Source organism: Enterobacter cloacae complex sp. P18RS (genome assembly GCF_014982105.1).
Taxonomy (GTDB): domain Bacteria; phylum Pseudomonadota; class Gammaproteobacteria; order Enterobacterales; family Enterobacteriaceae; genus Enterobacter; species Enterobacter hormaechei_C.
Genome location: NZ_JADCKV010000002.1, coordinates 37459 through 52197, shown reverse-complemented (window position 1 = coordinate 52197; position 14739 = coordinate 37459). Strand labels below are relative to the sequence as shown.

The 14739-nt window shown below is 54.4% G+C and carries 17 protein-coding genes; 5 read left to right on the top strand and 12 right to left on the bottom strand.

Features of this window, described 5'->3' with window-relative positions; genetic code table 11:
• Positions 1-32: 32 nt before the first annotated feature.
• The 10 genes from nanQ to zapE form a co-directional block, all read right to left on the bottom strand.
• Complete coding sequence (gene nanQ, locus INF61_RS00360; protein ID WP_023295505.1) at positions 33-500, bottom strand: N-acetylneuraminate anomerase; 468 nt, start codon at positions 498-500, stop codon at positions 33-35.
• Positions 500-1372: an N-acetylmannosamine kinase gene (locus INF61_RS00355; protein WP_015571999.1), complete on the bottom strand. Its 873-nt coding sequence runs from the start codon at positions 1370-1372 to the stop codon at positions 500-502. Before INF61_RS00355 ends, nanQ begins: the two co-directional genes overlap by 1 nt.
• An 88-nt stretch (positions 1373-1460) precedes the next feature.
• Positions 1461-2951, bottom strand: coding sequence for an MFS transporter (locus tag INF61_RS00350; RefSeq protein ID WP_015572000.1), 1491 nt, complete (start codon positions 2949-2951; stop codon positions 1461-1463).
• Positions 2952-3013: 62 nt separating this feature from the next.
• The gene (gene nanA, locus INF61_RS00345) at positions 3014-3907 is read right to left on the bottom strand and encodes an N-acetylneuraminate lyase (protein WP_047726732.1); all 894 of its coding nucleotides are present in this window, start codon (positions 3905-3907) and stop codon (positions 3014-3016) included.
• Positions 3908-4029: 122 nt separating this feature from the next.
• A complete protein-coding gene (gene nanR, locus INF61_RS00340) occupies positions 4030-4812 on the bottom strand; it encodes a transcriptional regulator NanR (RefSeq protein ID WP_047732305.1) in 783 nt (260 codons plus the stop codon).
• A 102-nt stretch (positions 4813-4914) separates the two neighbouring features.
• Entirely contained in the window at positions 4915-5412 is a 498-nt protein-coding gene (gene sspB, locus INF61_RS00335; RefSeq protein WP_026080566.1) for a ClpXP protease specificity-enhancing factor, read from the bottom strand.
• A gap of 5 nt (positions 5413-5417) precedes the next feature.
• Positions 5418-6056, bottom strand: a complete 639-nt coding sequence (gene sspA, locus INF61_RS00330) for a stringent starvation protein SspA (protein WP_003860438.1) — start codon at positions 6054-6056, stop codon at positions 5418-5420.
• A gap of 307 nt (positions 6057-6363) precedes the next feature.
• Positions 6364-6756, bottom strand: coding sequence for a 30S ribosomal protein S9 (rpsI, locus tag INF61_RS00325; protein WP_003860436.1), 393 nt, complete (start codon positions 6754-6756; stop codon positions 6364-6366).
• A gap of 15 nt (positions 6757-6771) precedes the next feature.
• Complete coding sequence (gene rplM, locus INF61_RS00320) at positions 6772-7200, bottom strand: 50S ribosomal protein L13 (RefSeq protein ID WP_003860434.1); 429 nt, start codon at positions 7198-7200, stop codon at positions 6772-6774.
• A gap of 292 nt (positions 7201-7492) precedes the next feature.
• The gene (zapE, locus tag INF61_RS00315; protein ID WP_193547436.1) at positions 7493-8617 is read right to left on the bottom strand and encodes a cell division protein ZapE; all 1125 of its coding nucleotides are present in this window, start codon (positions 8615-8617) and stop codon (positions 7493-7495) included.
• A gap of 189 nt (positions 8618-8806) precedes the next feature.
• Here zapE and zapG point away from each other — a divergent pair, with 189 nt between their 5' ends.
• The 3 genes from zapG to degS all read left to right on the top strand — a co-directional run bounded on the left by zapG (position 8807) and on the right by degS (position 11903).
• Complete coding sequence (gene zapG, locus INF61_RS00310; RefSeq protein ID WP_003860432.1) at positions 8807-9205, top strand: Z-ring associated protein ZapG; 399 nt, start codon at positions 8807-8809, stop codon at positions 9203-9205.
• A 170-nt stretch (positions 9206-9375) separates the two neighbouring features.
• Positions 9376-10743, top strand: coding sequence for a serine endoprotease DegQ (degQ, locus tag INF61_RS00305; RefSeq protein ID WP_015572006.1), 1368 nt, complete (start codon positions 9376-9378; stop codon positions 10741-10743).
• 92 nt (positions 10744-10835) lie between these two features.
• The gene (degS, locus tag INF61_RS00300) at positions 10836-11903 is read left to right on the top strand and encodes an outer membrane-stress sensor serine endopeptidase DegS (RefSeq protein ID WP_003860430.1); all 1068 of its coding nucleotides are present in this window, start codon (positions 10836-10838) and stop codon (positions 11901-11903) included.
• A 51-nt stretch (positions 11904-11954) separates the two neighbouring features.
• On the opposite strand, the gene mdh is transcribed toward degS, so the two are convergent.
• Positions 11955-12893 (bottom strand): malate dehydrogenase, encoded by a 939-nt coding sequence (mdh, locus tag INF61_RS00295; protein WP_003860429.1) that lies wholly within the window; start codon positions 12891-12893, stop codon positions 11955-11957.
• A 397-nt stretch (positions 12894-13290) separates the two neighbouring features.
• On the opposite strand from mdh, the gene argR reads away from it, so the two are divergent.
• Positions 13291-13761, top strand: a complete 471-nt coding sequence (argR, locus tag INF61_RS00290) for a transcriptional regulator ArgR (protein WP_003860428.1) — start codon at positions 13291-13293, stop codon at positions 13759-13761.
• 378 nt (positions 13762-14139) lie between these two features.
• Positions 14140-14403 (top strand): peroxide/acid stress response protein YhcN, encoded by a 264-nt coding sequence (gene yhcN, locus INF61_RS00285; protein WP_006812160.1) that lies wholly within the window; start codon positions 14140-14142, stop codon positions 14401-14403.
• A gap of 59 nt (positions 14404-14462) precedes the next feature.
• Here the strand turns inward: yhcN and INF61_RS00280 are convergent, their stop codons facing one another.
• A complete protein-coding gene (locus INF61_RS00280; RefSeq protein ID WP_003860424.1) occupies positions 14463-14735 on the bottom strand; it encodes a barstar family protein in 273 nt (90 codons plus the stop codon).
• Positions 14736-14739: the final 4 nt, after the last annotated feature.

The window sequence follows — 14739 nt, the reverse complement described above, 5'->3', positions numbered from 1 at the left end:
CCTGATAAGCGAAGCGCCATCAGGCCTATAAACTACGTATCCAGCAAGCGGGCGCGTACCTTCACCACGACTTTCTTTATCTCGCCTGGCTCAAGGATTGCGCATCCTGGCTTATGTGGCTCTCCCGGCATAAATACGGCGCACATCCCCGGCCGGAGGGTGACACACTGTTCACCTGCAATCTCACTGCACAACTGATAATCTTCTTCAGGATGAAAATCTTCACGCTGGCGTGCCGAGCCCGTCACGCCAAAGAGGATGCGCTCTTCTCCCGTCAATAACACCTGGATATCAATATATTGCTCATGCAGTTCCGCTTTCTTCTGGTCTGGAAACTGCGTGGCAAACGTCATCACGTTCATGAAGATATCCTCACCGCGAAGCTCATAACGTCCTGCCGCTTTTTCCAGCGGACGGGCAGCCAGCGCGAGGGTTAGCGCCTCCAGAAGAACGGGATGCAACCCCGTGGAGGGAAGCGTCCGAATCTCACCAAAAAACATCATCTTTCTCCCTGAGCTAACAGCGCCGCGCCCAGTAAGCCCGCATCGTGTCGATAGTGCGCGGCGGTTAATTCAACGTGATAAACAGAAGGATGCTCCTCAAGATACGCGCGGACCCGCGCCAGATACCCTCCTGCCAGCCCGATGCTGCCGCCAATCACCACGCGCTGGCAGTCCATCACCGCTTTCGTGTCGGCAATAAGCCGCGCCAGTACCTGTGCAGAACGTTGGACCAGTTCCGCCGCCTGTTTATTTCCCTCTGCCGCGCGCGCAAAAATCGTTTTTGCATCGCATCCTGCAAGCTCTCCCCTGGCTGCGGCGGCAATACCGCGACCAGACGCGATGGCTTCCACGCACCCCACGCGACCACAGCCGCATTGCGGGCCGTTTGGATCGGCGAGCGTATGCCCAAGATGCCCTGCCAGTCCGCCGCTTCCGGTCACGAGTTTCCCGTTACTGACTACGCCGCCCCCCACGCCCGTTGAAACAGTCAGGAATACCATGTCTTTAATTTCCTTCGCACTAACGTGATATTCCGCCCATGCCGCAGCCTGAGCATCATTGATCGCCAGGGTCGGCAAACCAGCAATGTCTTCGAGCGTCTGCACCAGCGGAAAATGGTGCAATCCTCCGAGATTTTGCGGGTTAATCGCCAGCAGATTGCCGTCCTGAATGATTCCGGTTGAGGCAATGGCCGCACGCGTTGCCTGGGTCTGTAACGGCTTGACCAGCTCAGCCAGCGCCTCACGCAGCGCGTCAGGCGTCTTACTGGCGGGCGTAGGGCATTCGCGTCGCGCGTGGATCTGTAAACCGTCATCCACCAGGGCGGCGGCAAGTTTAGTTCCACCTATGTCTATCGCCAGTGTCGTCATAGCACCGCCCCGCTCGGAAATGTTTTTATCCCGTTGTGACATACCTCATCCCTTACGAATGTGCCCGGTACAGGTCCGGGCAAGCGGATTAACTTTTGCTTTTCGCTAAAGCGCTTTTATCGCCGCCAAACGGGACGGCTCCGCTGAAAGGTTTACCGTCAATAGCGTCATGCGTACGCAGGGCTTCTGGCCTGATCCAGCGCTGAACGCGGGAGGGCATATCCAGACCAATAAGCAAGATCACCACAAACGTCAGGCCAAAGGAGAGCGACCCCAGGGCGGTGCCCAGCGCCATATCCTGCGACAGCAGCGCGCCAATCACCGGGGCAATCGCGCCGCCCAACGCGCCAACGTTGTAGGTAAAGCCCAGACCCGCCGCACGCTGGTCGGTATCGAAATAGCCACCGATGAGTTTGGGTAAGATCCCGGAGATCCCCTGCCCCAGCATCTGCTGGAAAAAGAGTAACAAGCCCAACACCCAGACATTGGCGCCGCCGATCGCAAAGACGGGAACAATCAGGAGCTGTGAGGCCAACAGGCTACAGACATAGGCCTTGCGGGTGCCAAGCCAGTCACCGAGAAAACCACCCACGCAGCAGCCTACTGCCGCGCCGAAGCCGCTAAAGAACAGCACCTTCGCCACCGTTGAGGGATCATAGGCCAGGTCGGTTTTCAGATAAGTGGGTAATAGCGCCTGAATCGGCCAGGAGTAGAGAAAGGCGAAGAGCACGACAACCATCAACGTGACGCCCGTCGGCCAGCGTTTACCGCTGCTTTGCACCATAAAGCTGATAAAGACGATGGCGCACAGCAGGCCGAGAATAACGACCAGCCCCGCGTTGTTGAGTTCGCCTGCAAAACAGAACCACAGCGCCGTACCGGCAAACAGCGTCATCGCCATATTGATGACGCGGTATTTGCCGCGATACAGAATATCAACCATGGTGCGCACCGGGGCTTTGCCTTCGTGCTTCGCTTTCCAGTCCTCAGCTTCCGGAATATTTTTCCGCAGCCACAGGGCAAAGACGATGGGCAGAATGCCGATAAAGAACAGCGCCCGCCAGCCCCAGACGGGCACGACAAGGCTGTAGACCTGGGCCGCAACCACGGCGCCGACGGAGAAACCGGAAATCAGAAAACCACTCGCCTTGTTGCGCAGGTGCTTTGGCCAGCTTTCAATCACATAGGTTGCGCTGGAGCCATATTCCCCCGCCATCCCCATGCCTATCACCATGCGGGCGATAAACAGGGTGACGTAACCCGGCGCAAAACCGCAGGCCAGCGTACCGCAGGAAAAGAGCACGATGCTGGTGATCATCGCCAGCTTGCGGCCATAGCGGTCGCCCATGGCGCCCAGCAGCAGGCCGCCGAACCAGCGCGATATAAAGGCCGCCGAAATCAGGCTCGCCGCTTCCACTGTCGTCAGGGCAAACTCGCTTTTTATTTCTGTCAGGACTAAGGCTATCAATACAAAATCGAAGCCATCAAGCAGATATCCCAGCCAGGCGGCGGAGAAGGCGCGCCACTGAGGACGGGTAAGATGGCGGTACCACGGGATGCTTTGGGTAGACTTACTCATTTCACTCTCCCGACGATTTCTCTGTCGTTTTGCCGGATGGCGGCTGCGCCCCCGGCGCTGTGTTAGCGTTTTTCCGCCATTAGCTGCTCCGCCAGCGCTTTCAGCGCTGGCACGAATTTTTCATCCACAGGGGCAAACGGCTTACGGCACAGCGGCACGGATACCACGTCCATATAGTGCAGAACCGTTTTCAGACCACGGAACACCCCGGCTTTAATCAGCAGATCGATCACCGTGTTGCATTCGCTTTGCAGGCGCTGTGCGGTGGCGTTATCCCCTTCACGAACCGCTTTAGCGATCGCCTGGTAGCGCCAGCCCATAATGTTGTAGGTGCTGCCGATCCCCCCGTCCGCGCCGGCCAGCAGGCCGGAGGCGAAGATCTCGTCATAGCCGTTGTAGAGCACCAGATCCGGATGTTCGCGACGGATCTGCTCCATCTGGAAGAGATCGCCGGAGGTTTGCTTCAGCGCGCCGACGCCGGGGAGCGTTACCAGCGTGTTGATCTGATCCAGGCTTAACTTCACGCCGCTTAACGCCGGAATGTTATAGACCACCATCGGCAGACCATCCGCCGAATCAATAATTGCACGGTAATGATCGCAATGTTCTTCAAAGCTAAAGGGATAGTAAAACGGTGTGACGGCGGATACAGCGTCAAAACCGAGGCGGGCGGCGGCCATGGCTAACTGCTGGCTTTCCGCCGTGCTGACGCAGCCAACATGGGCGATGAGCGTGATTTTCCCCTTCGCCTCTTCCGCCACAATCTCCATCACCTGCTCTCGTTCCGAAAGGCTCTGTACAAAGGCCTCTCCCGTTGAACCGCCGACGTACAGCCCATCGATACCCTGTTCAATATTGAACCGCACCAGACGGCGCAGGCTTTCTTTATCCAGCATCTGCTCAGAGTTAAACGGGGTCAGGAGTGCGGCCATTACGCCGCGTAATTGCGTTGCCATAGTTACCTCAATCGATCGTGTGTTTATTATAACGACATACCTTTATACCTGTTATACCAGATCAATTAAGCAGCAGTAGAATACAGAACGCTTATATTGCGATCTGCTTCACTAAAGGATCGTTATTTTTTGGCTTTTGAATGCTGGCCGAAAGCGTGCCAGGTGGCGGAGACGCTGTTAAGGTGAGTTTGCAACGCCCGATCCGCTTCATCCGGATCCCGGCGGCGGATCGCATCCACAATTGCGATATGCTGGCGATAGCTGACTTCATTATGCTGATAAAGCTCTGCGTCCGGTACTTTAGGACGCGCCGCAATTAACCAGTCTAGCAGCGCAACGTGGATCGCATTGAAGATCGGATTACCGGGGATCTCCGCCAGCACGCGGTGAAAATCGACATCGGAACGAATAAATAGCGTGTTGTCATCCAGGGACTGGCTGTTGATCTCCAGGGCTTTCGTGAGCTGCGCAATCTGATCGTCAGTGGCGTATTCTGCGGCATAACGAACGAGGCTGGATTCAAAGAACAGACGAAGCTGCTCGAAATGGGCAATACCGTCGGGCTGGGTCAGAAAGTCTTTCGCCATTCCCGACAATTCACTGATGATGGTATCGGCAGACGGCATGGTTACGCGGGCACGTTCACCGTTGTTAATCTGCACCAGCCCTTTACGCTTTAGCGCCGCCAGCGCTTCGCGCACCGAGGGGCGACCCACATTGAAGAACTCCATCAGTTCACGCTCGGAGGGTAACTGCTCTCCCTGGGCAAATTCCTTCCGACGGATCATCTGCTCCAGCTCTTCTTCCACCATATCAGACAGTTTTTTGCGCGCCAGCGGCCGACGGCGCAGGCTGCGACCAATGGTTTCATCAGAGTTTTCAGCTTTAAGATCAGTCGGTTTCATTGCAGTCCGGTGCCATTGAAGGAAAACAGTTCATCATAACACAGGAAATTAGAGGGGGCGAAAAGGGACGGAAAGCAAAACAGGCCCGTCGGGCCTGTTTGTTTATTTCACAACGCGCAGTGCGGGACGACCACCGCGTGGTGGTGGCTCGTCATCCGGATCGGTGTCGTCATTATGATCGGGTTTATCGCCATCGATGACAGACATTACCGTGTCGCTTTCGCGTTCATCGGATGCCTCATCATCATTCAGGCTGGCAACCTCTTCATCATAAGCCGCTTCCGGCTCAAACATGGTGCCCGCACCGTTTTCACGGGCGTAGATAGCCAGCACAGCTGCCAGCGGCACGGAAACCTGACGCGGCACGCCGCCGAAGCGCGCATTAAAGCGCACTTCGTCGTTCGCCAGCTCCAGGTTACCCACTGCGCGTGGCGCAATATTCAGTACAATCTGTCCGTCGCGCGCGTATTCCATTGGAACCAGCACGCCCGGCAACGTCACATCCACAACCAGGTGCGGCGTGAGCTGGTTATCCAGCAGCCATTCATAGAAGGCGCGCAGCAGATACGGACGGCGTGGTGAAAGTTGTGACATTTCCACAGTCATTAGCCTCGGCCGAGACGCATTTCACGTTCCGGTTCAGTTAAAGATGCCAGGAAAGAGTCGCGTTCAAAGACGCGAGTCATATAGCCTTTCAGCTCTTTCGCGCCAGGGCCGCTGAACTCTACGCCCAGGGTTGGCAGACGCCACAGCAACGGAGCCAGGTAGCAATCCACCAGGCTGAACTCGTCGCTCAGGAAGAAAGGCTTTTGACCAAATACCGGCGCAATCGCCAGCAGCTCTTCACGCAGCTGTTTACGTGCAGCATCCGCTTCAGAAGAGGAACCGTTGACGATAACGTTCATCAGCGAGTACCAGTCTTTCTCGATACGCTGCATGTACAGGCGGCTTTCACCACGCGCAACAGGATAAACAGGCATCAGCGGCGGATGCGGGAAACGCTCATCCAGGTATTCCATAATGATACGGGATTCCCACAGGGTCAGCTCGCGATCCACCAGCGTCGGTACGCTTTGGCTCGGGTTGAGATCGATCAGATCCTGAGGCGGGTTATCCTTTTCCACATGCTCGATCTCAAAACTGACACCCTTCTCGGCCAGCACGATACGAACCTGATGGCTATAAATGTCAGTAGGACCAGAAAACAGCGTCATTACCGAACGTTTGTTGGCAGCGACAGCCATGAAAACCTCCAGGTATATTCAGAATTTTTACTGCTACCAGCCCAACGGGGCCAGCCAGATGATGTATCGCCCATCCCAGAGAAGACACATTGTTCAAGAATCGAACAAAAATCGAGTATTCACCGATATTTGGGCAGAAAATTGGATGATAGTTTACCAGATTTTGATGGCTTTGTGGTGAGGGGATTCCGGAAATGTGGAAAAAGAGAAGATATATGAAATGTTACTGTGGATAACCTGCGCATTATCCATAAAAAAACCCGCCGAAGCGGGTTTTTCGCCAATCGTTCTGCATAAGCAGAATGGATTAACGTTTGGAGAACTGTGGACGACGACGTGCTTTACGCAGACCCACTTTCTTACGTTCAACCTGACGAGCGTCACGAGTAACGAAGCCAGCTTTACGCAGTTCAGAACGCAGGGATTCGTCGTACTCCATCAGCGCGCGGGTGATACCGTGACGGATCGCACCTGCCTGACCGGAGATACCACCACCTTTAACGGTGATGTACAGATCCAGTTTTTCTACCATATCAACCAGTTCCAGCGGCTGGCGAACTACCATGCGGGCAGTTTCGCGACCGAAGTATTGTTCCAGAGAACGCTGGTTGATTACGATTTTACCACTGCCCGGTTTGATGAAAACGCGAGCTGCGGAACTTTTGCGGCGACCAGTGCCGTAGTATTGATTTTCAGCCATTGCCTATAATCCCGATTAGATGTCAAGAACTTGCGGTTGCTGTGCCGCGTGGTTGTGCTCGTTGCCTGCGTAAACTTTCAGTTTACGGAACATAGCACGACCCAGCGGGCCTTTTGGCAGCATGCCTTTAACCGCGATTTCAATCACACGCTCAGGACGGCGGGCAATCATCTCTTCAAAGGTCGCTTCTTTGATACCACCGATGTGGCCGGTGTGGTGGTAGTACATTTTGTCAGTACGCTTGTTGCCGGTAACAGCAACTTTGTCAGCGTTCAGAACGATGATGTAATCACCGGTATCAACGTGCGGAGTGTATTCCGCTTTATGCTTACCGCGCAGGCGACGAGCCAGTTCAGTAGCCAGACGGCCCAGAGTTTTACCGGTCGCGTCAACAACATACCAGTCGCGCTGTACGGTTTCTGGTTTAGCTGTAAAAGTTTTCATTAAAAGCTTACCCAAATAATAAGTTACACGTTGGTGAACACCCAAACGTTTAGTCAGTTGAGGTTCACACGACAAAGTCCGGCAAACCTACCCCTTCGAATAGCACATGCCGACACATAGAAAGTTTCGGGAAAAAAACCTTCTCGTAACGTGGGGTCGCAAGATTATAGAGAAGTTGAGGTCAAAGATCGACCCTTAAATGTGATTTGGAATGGGTTTTTCGGGGTCAGGTATTGTGCGGTCTGGTGCCCTCACCCCCAGCCCCTCTCCCACGGGGAGAGGGGAGCATTTATTACGGCATATGCTCACGCTTGAGGTACTCTTCGCTCTGCATCTCTTGCAGGCGCGACAGGCAGCGCTGGAACTCAAACTTCAGGCGCTCGCCCTGATAAACCTCATATAAAGGCACCTCGGCGCTGACCACCAGCTTAACGTGGCGCTCGTAAAACTCATCTACCAGCGCGATGAAGCGGCGCGCTTCGCTCTCCATGAGTGGGGTCATAACGGGCACATCCCACAACATAACGGTATGGAACAGACGCGAAAGTGCAATGTAGTCATGCTGGCTGCGGGCGTCCACGCAGAGCGTTGCAAACGAGACGGCCAGCGTCTGGTTTTCTACGCCAAGCGTCGGCAACGGACGATGATTAATCTCCAGCGCTGGCGCGTTACCCCGCGGTGCTCCCGCCAGCGCCAGCCACAGTTTATCCATCTCGCGGGCTGTGTCGGCGTTCAACGGCGAAAGCCACAGGTGTGCCTGCGTTAATGTGCGCAGTCGATAATCGACGCCGGCATCGACGTTCATGATGTCGCAGTGCTGTTTGATAGCATCAATGGCCGGCAGGAAACGCGCCCGCTGGAGACCATTGCGATAAAGCTCATCCGGCGGGATATTGGAGGTCGCCACCAGAGTGATCCCACGCGCAAACAGCGCTTTCATGAGGCCCCCCAACAGCATGGCATCCGTAATATCGGAAACAAAGAACTCGTCGAAGCAGAGCACGTCCGTTTCCGCCTTAAAGCGATCGGCCACAATGTCCAGCGGGTCGGTTTCGCCCTGGAGCGCCGTCAGCTCTTCATGGACCCGCAGCATAAAACGGTGAAAGTGCAGGCGCTGCTTACGCGTGCCGGGCAGGCTCTGGTAGAACATGTCCATCAGCCAGGTCTTACCCCGCCCAACGCCGCCCCACATATATAAGCCACGAACCGGTGCGTTTACCGTGGGCTCTTTTTTGCCCAGTAAACGGCCGAATGCCGCCTTCAGCCCACTGCTCTGCACCGCATCGGCGGGTTTCGCCAGAAGTTCCTGATAAATCGTGTCCAGGCGGTTAACCGCTTCATGCTGGACATCATCCGGCTGGTGTGTGCCCTCGCTCAGGGCCAGTTGGTAACGCGATGAAGGGGACAGGTTTTGCATGATGTTGTTGTTATTCCTTTAGTTAAACCTCACCAGCGCGCGTGGCTGATGAAAAAAAGGCCGTTCTACACTACGCGATGATACGTCAGGATTCCACTTCTGCGGAAATAGCGGTTATAGTGGCATAATCAGGCACAGGCAGGAGCCGAGCCAACACCCTACGGAACAACAAGACAACGGGAGAAGTTCATGACCTGGGAATATGCGCTAATCGGTTTAGTCGTCGGCATCATCATTGGTGCTGTGGCCATGCGTTTCGGTAACCGCAAATTGCGTCAGCAGCAGTCACTGCAATACGAACTGGAAAAGAACAAAGCCGAACTGGAAGAATATCGCGAAGAGCTGGTCAGCCACTTTGCCCGTAGCGCTGAGCTGCTGGACAACATGGCGACAGATTATCGCCAGCTCTACCAGCACATGGCGAAAAGCTCCAGCAGCCTGCTGCCGGAAATGACCGCGGAGACCAACCCCTTCCGCAATCGTCTGGCTGATTCTGAAGCCGGTAACGATCAGGCTCCGGTTCAGATGCCACGCGACTATTCAGACGGCGCGTCCGGCCTGCTGCGCGGTGGCGTAAAACGCGATTAATCGCACAACCTGAATAAATTTTACGGGCGCACCTTATGCGCCCATCCTTTCTTCCCGTCCCCAGCTATTATTTAGTCAAACACCTCATTGTTCAGCGGTTGAAAATTCAATAACATCAAGATGTTTTTGGGGCCGTTCTTTTTCATTCCAGGATACGAGAGTCAGCATCAATGAAGAAAAAAAACCAGCTGTTGAGCGCCTTAGCGTTAAGTGTCGGGTTATCTCTCTCGGCGTCCTTCCCCGCCAGTGCGGCACTGCCTTCGCAGGTGCCTGGACAAGAAGCCATTCCCAGCCTTGCGCCGATGCTTGAAAAAGTCCTGCCTGCGGTAGTCAGCGTTCAGGTGGAAGGGACGGCACGCCAAAGCCAGCGTATTCCTGAAGAGCTGAAGAAATATTTTGGCGAAGACGCGCCGGATCAGCAGGCTCAGCCGTTTGAAGGCCTGGGCTCAGGGGTGATTATCGACGCGGCTAAGGGCTATATCCTGACCAATAACCACGTGATCAGCCAGGCCGATAAAATCAGCGTTCAGCTGAACGATGGTCGGGAGTTTGACGCCAAACTGATCGGCGGTGACGATCAGAGTGATATCGCCCTGCTACAGGTGCAAAACCCCAGCAACCTGACCCAGATCGCCATTGCAGATTCCGATAAGCTGCGCGTCGGTGATTTTGCCGTCGCGGTCGGTAACCCGTTCGGTTTAGGCCAGACCGCCACCTCCGGGATTGTCTCCGCCCTGGGGCGCAGCGGCCTGAATCTCGAAGGGCTGGAAAACTTCATCCAGACCGATGCCTCCATCAACCGGGGCAACTCCGGCGGTGCGCTGCTTAATCTGAACGGCGAGCTGATCGGCATCAACACCGCTATCCTCGCGCCAGGCGGCGGCAGCATCGGGATTGGTTTTGCCATTCCGAGTAACATGGCGAAAACCCTATCTCAACAGCTGATTCAGTTTGGCGAGGTTAAGCGCGGTCTGCTGGGCATCAAAGGCATGGAGATGAGCGCCGATATCGCCAAAGCCTTTAAGCTCAACGTCCAGCGCGGGGCGTTTGTCAGCGAAGTGCTGCCCAACTCAGGCTCTGCAAAAGCGGGCGTGAAATCCGGCGACATTATTGTCAGCCTGAACGATAAACCGCTGAGCAGCTTCGCTGAATTACGGTCACGTATTGCCACCACGGAGCCGGGCGCTAAAGTGAAGCTGGGCCTGATCCGTGAGGGCAAACCGCTGACCGTGGAAGTGACGCTGGACAAGAGCACCTCCTCTTCCGCCAGCGCAGAACAGATCTCCCCTGCTCTACAGGGCGCTACGCTGAGCGACGGTCAGCTTAAAAACGGCACGAAAGGCATTACCGTCACTACCGTTGAGAAGAGCAGCCCGGCCGCGCAGGCAGGTTTACATCAGGACGACGTGATCGTGGGCGTGAACCGCACTCGCGTGCAGTCTATTGCCGAAATGCGTAAGGTGCTGGAGAGTAAACCGGCGGTCATTGCCCTGCAAATTATCCGTGGCAACGACACCCTCTACATTTTACTGCGTTAACCATTTGCGACTCCGGACATCGCCGCTGCGTGTGATGTCCGGATAACTCATGTTATGCTGCAAACCGTTCCTTTTTTAACGACACACGCATCATGCTTTTAAAGCTCTTTCGTTCAATTGTCATTGGTTTGATCGTTGCCGGTCTGCTGCTGGTGGCTATGCCATCTTTACGCCAGTTCAACAAACTGTCGGCTCCTCAGTTCGACAGCACGGATGAAACGCCTGCGACGTACAATCAGGCGGTACGCCGTGCCGCCCCCGCCGTGGTTAACGTCTATAACCGCGGGCTTAACAGTTCCGCTCATAACCAGCTGGAGATCCGCACGCTCGGTTCCGGTGTGATCATGGATGACCGGGGCTACATCATCACCAATAAACACGTCATTAACGATGCCGACCAGATTATCGTCGCCTTACAGGATGGCCGCGTGTTTGAAGCCCTGCTGGTGGGGTCGGACAGCCTTACCGACCTGGCGGTGCTGAAGATCAACGCCACGGGCGGTCTGCCGACAATCCCGATTAATCGCAAACGCACGCCGCACATCGGCGATGTGGTGCTGGCGATCGGTAACCCGTACAACCTGGGCCAGACCATCACTCAGGGGATCATCAGCGCGACCGGTCGTATCGGCCTGAACCCGTCAGGGCGGCAGAACTTCCTGCAAACCGATGCCTCGATCAACCACGGTAACTCCGGCGGTGCGCTGGTGAACTCTCTGGGCGAACTGATGGGCATTAACACCCTCTCCTTCGACAAGAGCAACGACGGCGAAACGCCGGAAGGGATTGGCTTTGCCATTCCGTTCCAGCTGGCGACCAAGATCATGGACAAGCTGATCCGTGATGGCCGCGTGATCCGTGGCTACATCGGTATTGGCGGGCGTGAAATCGCGCCGATGCATACGCAGGGCGGTGGTATCGATCAGATCCAGGGGATTGTGGTCAACGAAGTGGCGCCTGGCGGCCCGGCGGCCAACGCAGGTATCCAGGTGAACGACGTTATCCTTTCCGTCAACGGTACGCCAGCGGTCTCTGCGCTGGAAACCATGGACCAGGTGGCTGAGATTCGCCCGGGCTCCATCATCCCTGTTGAAGTCATGCGTAATGACAAGAAGCTGACGATTCAGGTCACCATCCAGGAATACCCGGCCACTAACTGACGGGCATAAAAAAACGGAGCTTAACGCTCCGTTTTTTTTACCGGGATAAGATCACTTGTTAACGAACTCTTCGCCCAGCGTAATGTCTTTCTTCAGCGTATCCAGCATGCCTTCCATCGCGTTTTGCTCAAACGCGCTCAGCGTGCCGATAGACTTACGCTCTTCAACACCGTTTTTACCCAGCAGCAGCGGCTGAGAGAAGAAGCGCGCGTGTTCACCGTCGCCTTCAACATAGGCGCATTCAACAACGCCTTTTTCGCCCTGCAACGCGCGAACCAGAGACAGGCCGAAACGTGCCGCCGCCTGGCCCATAGACAGGGTTGCAGAACCGCCACCCGCCTTCGCTTCCACCACTTCGGTGCCTGCGTTCTGAATACGTTTGGTCAGGTCAGCCACTTCCTGCTCGGTGAAGCTCACGCCCGGGATCTGCGACAGCAGAGGCAGGATGGTCACGCCAGAATGACCGCCGATAACCGGCACTTCCACTTCCGTTGGCTGCTTGCCTTTCAGCTCAGCCACGAAGGTATTGGAGCGGATGATATCCAGCGTAGTTACGCCGAACAGTTTGTTCTTGTCGTAAACGCCCGCTTTCTTCAGCACTTCTGCTGCGATAGCAACGGTGGTGTTCACCGGGTTGGTGATGATCCCGATGCACGCTTTCGGGCAGGTTTCAGCAATCTGCTGAACCAGGTTTTTCACGATGCCCGCGTTGACGTTGAACAGGTCTGAACGATCCATACCCGGTTTACGCGCAACACCCGCGGAGATCAGCACCACGTCGGCACCCTGCAACGCAGGACGCGCATCTTCACCGGAGAAGCCTTTGATTTTCACAGCTGTCGGGATGTGGCTCAGGTCAACCGCCACACCTGGGGTTACCGGAGCAATATCGTACAGGGAGAGTTCTGAGCCTGAAGGCAGTTGGGTTTTCAGTAGTAGGGCAAGCGCCTGGCCGATACCACCAGCAGCGCCGAGGACTGCGACTTTCATCCTAAACTCCTTATTATGGTTAACTTAAGTATCTGTAACTCCGTTGCGGCGACCATAATTCAGCACGTCATTAATTACAATTTTCATCGCTAAAGAATTTGAGGTCGCACGTCTTTCGCCTTCACCTGAATACTATCGGGATGCAGGCAACAACGAATTAAGAGGGGGTTACAATACACCCTGCCACGCCACCAAAACAACATCATTTTGATAACATTTAATTTACTTTTAAGCTTATTTGCGCGGCGTGACCCAGGCATGTTTTCCGATAACGAAATCTGATAAAATCTCTCCCTTTCATAACATTATTTCAGCCTGGTGCCAGGTAGATAATTTGCATAAAAATTCATCCACATGCATAATAATGTTGTTTCTATCGTCATATTCCGGGTGACTTATGCGAAGCTCGTCTAAGCAAGAAGAATTAGTGAAGGCGTTTAAAGCGCTACTCAAAGAAGAGAAATTCAGTTCTCAGGGAGAAATTGTTCAGGCGTTGCAGGAACAAGGCTTCGACAACATCAACCAGTCGAAGGTCTCTCGCATGTTAACCAAGTTTGGTGCGGTGCGTACGCGCAACGCCAAAATGGAAATGGTTTATTGCCTGCCTGCTGAACTTGGCGTGCCAACGACCTCCAGCCCGCTGAAAAACCTGGTTCTGGACATCGACTACAACGATGCCGTGGTCGTGATCCACACCAGCCCGGGCGCAGCCCAGCTGATTGCCCGCCTGCTGGACTCGCTGGGTAAAGCAGAGGGGATCCTCGGAACTATCGCTGGTGATGACACCATTTTTACCACCCCGGCAAATGGTTTCTCGGTGAAAGACCTCTACGAAGCGATTCTGGTCCTGTTCGAACAGGAGCTGTAATTGTCTGCCCCGTAGCGCCTGGCTGCGGGGATCATTCTGCTTTTACCGCGTTTTACCCTGCTTTTCTCTGCCTGCTACTTTTGCAAATAGTGCTTTTTACCGCCTGTTAACATTCATTCAGTGAATGATCTGCCGCAAAATCGCACAAAAAATCAAATTACCATACCCCTTTGATTTACATAAGAAAAAACCACAAACCTCGCATTGTGACGCCCTTTTTTATGCATTCTCGTTATAAAAAATGAATTTTTTAACGCGTAATAACAGACGAAACCATTAGTCTGGTATTAATTTTTTGCGTGATTAGTGTATACTTGATTTTGTGATGAGGGTCACAGAACAAAGACCCCAGTAAAATAATTGACGAGGTAAATAATCATGAAAATTAAAACCACTGTAGCTGCCCTGAGCGTACTGTCAGTCCTGTCATTCGGTGCGTTTGCAGCCGACACCATCAATGCTGAACAGGCACAATCCCGTCAGGCTATCGGGACTGTTTCTGTTGGCGCCATCGGTACGTCTCCGATGGACATGCACGAAATGCTGAACAAAAAAGCGGAAGAACAGGGTGCGTCATCCTATCGCATCATCGAAGCGCGCAGTGGCGACCACTGGCACGCTACCGCAGAACTGTACAAATAAACCCTCGTCGTATCTCATCATACGACTTGCCCCTGACCTCCCGGTCAGGGGCTTTTTTATCACTGGCGCACGTTGAAACGCAGTTGCCCTTCCAGCTCCTCCTCCGCTTCATCAAACAATAAAATCAATGCACCAAAGCGTCTGCGTAGTTTTTCAGGCAGATGGGTAAATTCGATTTCCAGCGGTAACGGCAGACGATCGCCGGTAACCACATCCCACAGCATATCAAGATTGCTTACGCTGCCCCGCTCCAGGTCGAACGCCCGAATAAACTCGCGATAGAAGTCTTCCTGACTCTCAATTTCGTCAAAATCAAAGGTATAAATTTTCATTGCC

Bases quoted from the DNA above. Each gene is read 5' to 3' on its own strand.
- rpsI (WP_003860436.1), bottom strand. From the start codon at position 6,756: ATGGCTGAAAATCAATACTACGGCACTGGTCGCCGCAAAAGTTCCGCA.
- INF61_RS00355 (WP_015571999.1), bottom strand. From the start codon at position 1,372: ATGACGACACTGGCGATAGACATAGGTGGAACTAAACTTGCCGCCGCC.
- nanR (WP_047732305.1), bottom strand. From the start codon at position 4,812: ATGAAACCGACTGATCTTAAAGCTGAAAACTCTGATGAAACCATTGGT.
- sspA (WP_003860438.1), bottom strand. From the start codon at position 6,056: ATGGCTGTCGCTGCCAACAAACGTTCGGTAATGACGCTGTTTTCTGGT.
- degQ (WP_015572006.1), top strand. From the start codon at position 9,376: ATGAAGAAAAAAAACCAGCTGTTGAGCGCCTTAGCGTTAAGTGTCGGG.
- zapG (WP_003860432.1), top strand. From the start codon at position 8,807: ATGACCTGGGAATATGCGCTAATCGGTTTAGTCGTCGGCATCATCATT.
- nanA (WP_047726732.1), bottom strand. From the start codon at position 3,907: ATGGCAACGCAATTACGCGGCGTAATGGCCGCACTCCTGACCCCGTTT.
- nanQ (WP_023295505.1), bottom strand. From the start codon at position 500: ATGTTTTTTGGTGAGATTCGGACGCTTCCCTCCACGGGGTTGCATCCC.
- argR (WP_003860428.1), top strand. From the start codon at position 13,291: ATGCGAAGCTCGTCTAAGCAAGAAGAATTAGTGAAGGCGTTTAAAGCG.
- mdh (WP_003860429.1), bottom strand. From the start codon at position 12,893: ATGAAAGTCGCAGTCCTCGGCGCTGCTGGTGGTATCGGCCAGGCGCTT.
- INF61_RS00350 (WP_015572000.1), bottom strand. From the start codon at position 2,951: ATGAGTAAGTCTACCCAAAGCATCCCGTGGTACCGCCATCTTACCCGT.
- degS (WP_003860430.1), top strand. From the start codon at position 10,836: ATGCTTTTAAAGCTCTTTCGTTCAATTGTCATTGGTTTGATCGTTGCC.
- INF61_RS00280 (WP_003860424.1), bottom strand. From the start codon at position 14,735: ATGAAAATTTATACCTTTGATTTTGACGAAATTGAGAGTCAGGAAGAC.
- rplM (WP_003860434.1), bottom strand. From the start codon at position 7,200: ATGAAAACTTTTACAGCTAAACCAGAAACCGTACAGCGCGACTGGTAT.
- zapE (WP_193547436.1), bottom strand. From the start codon at position 8,617: ATGCAAAACCTGTCCCCTTCATCGCGTTACCAACTGGCCCTGAGCGAG.
- yhcN (WP_006812160.1), top strand. From the start codon at position 14,140: ATGAAAATTAAAACCACTGTAGCTGCCCTGAGCGTACTGTCAGTCCTG.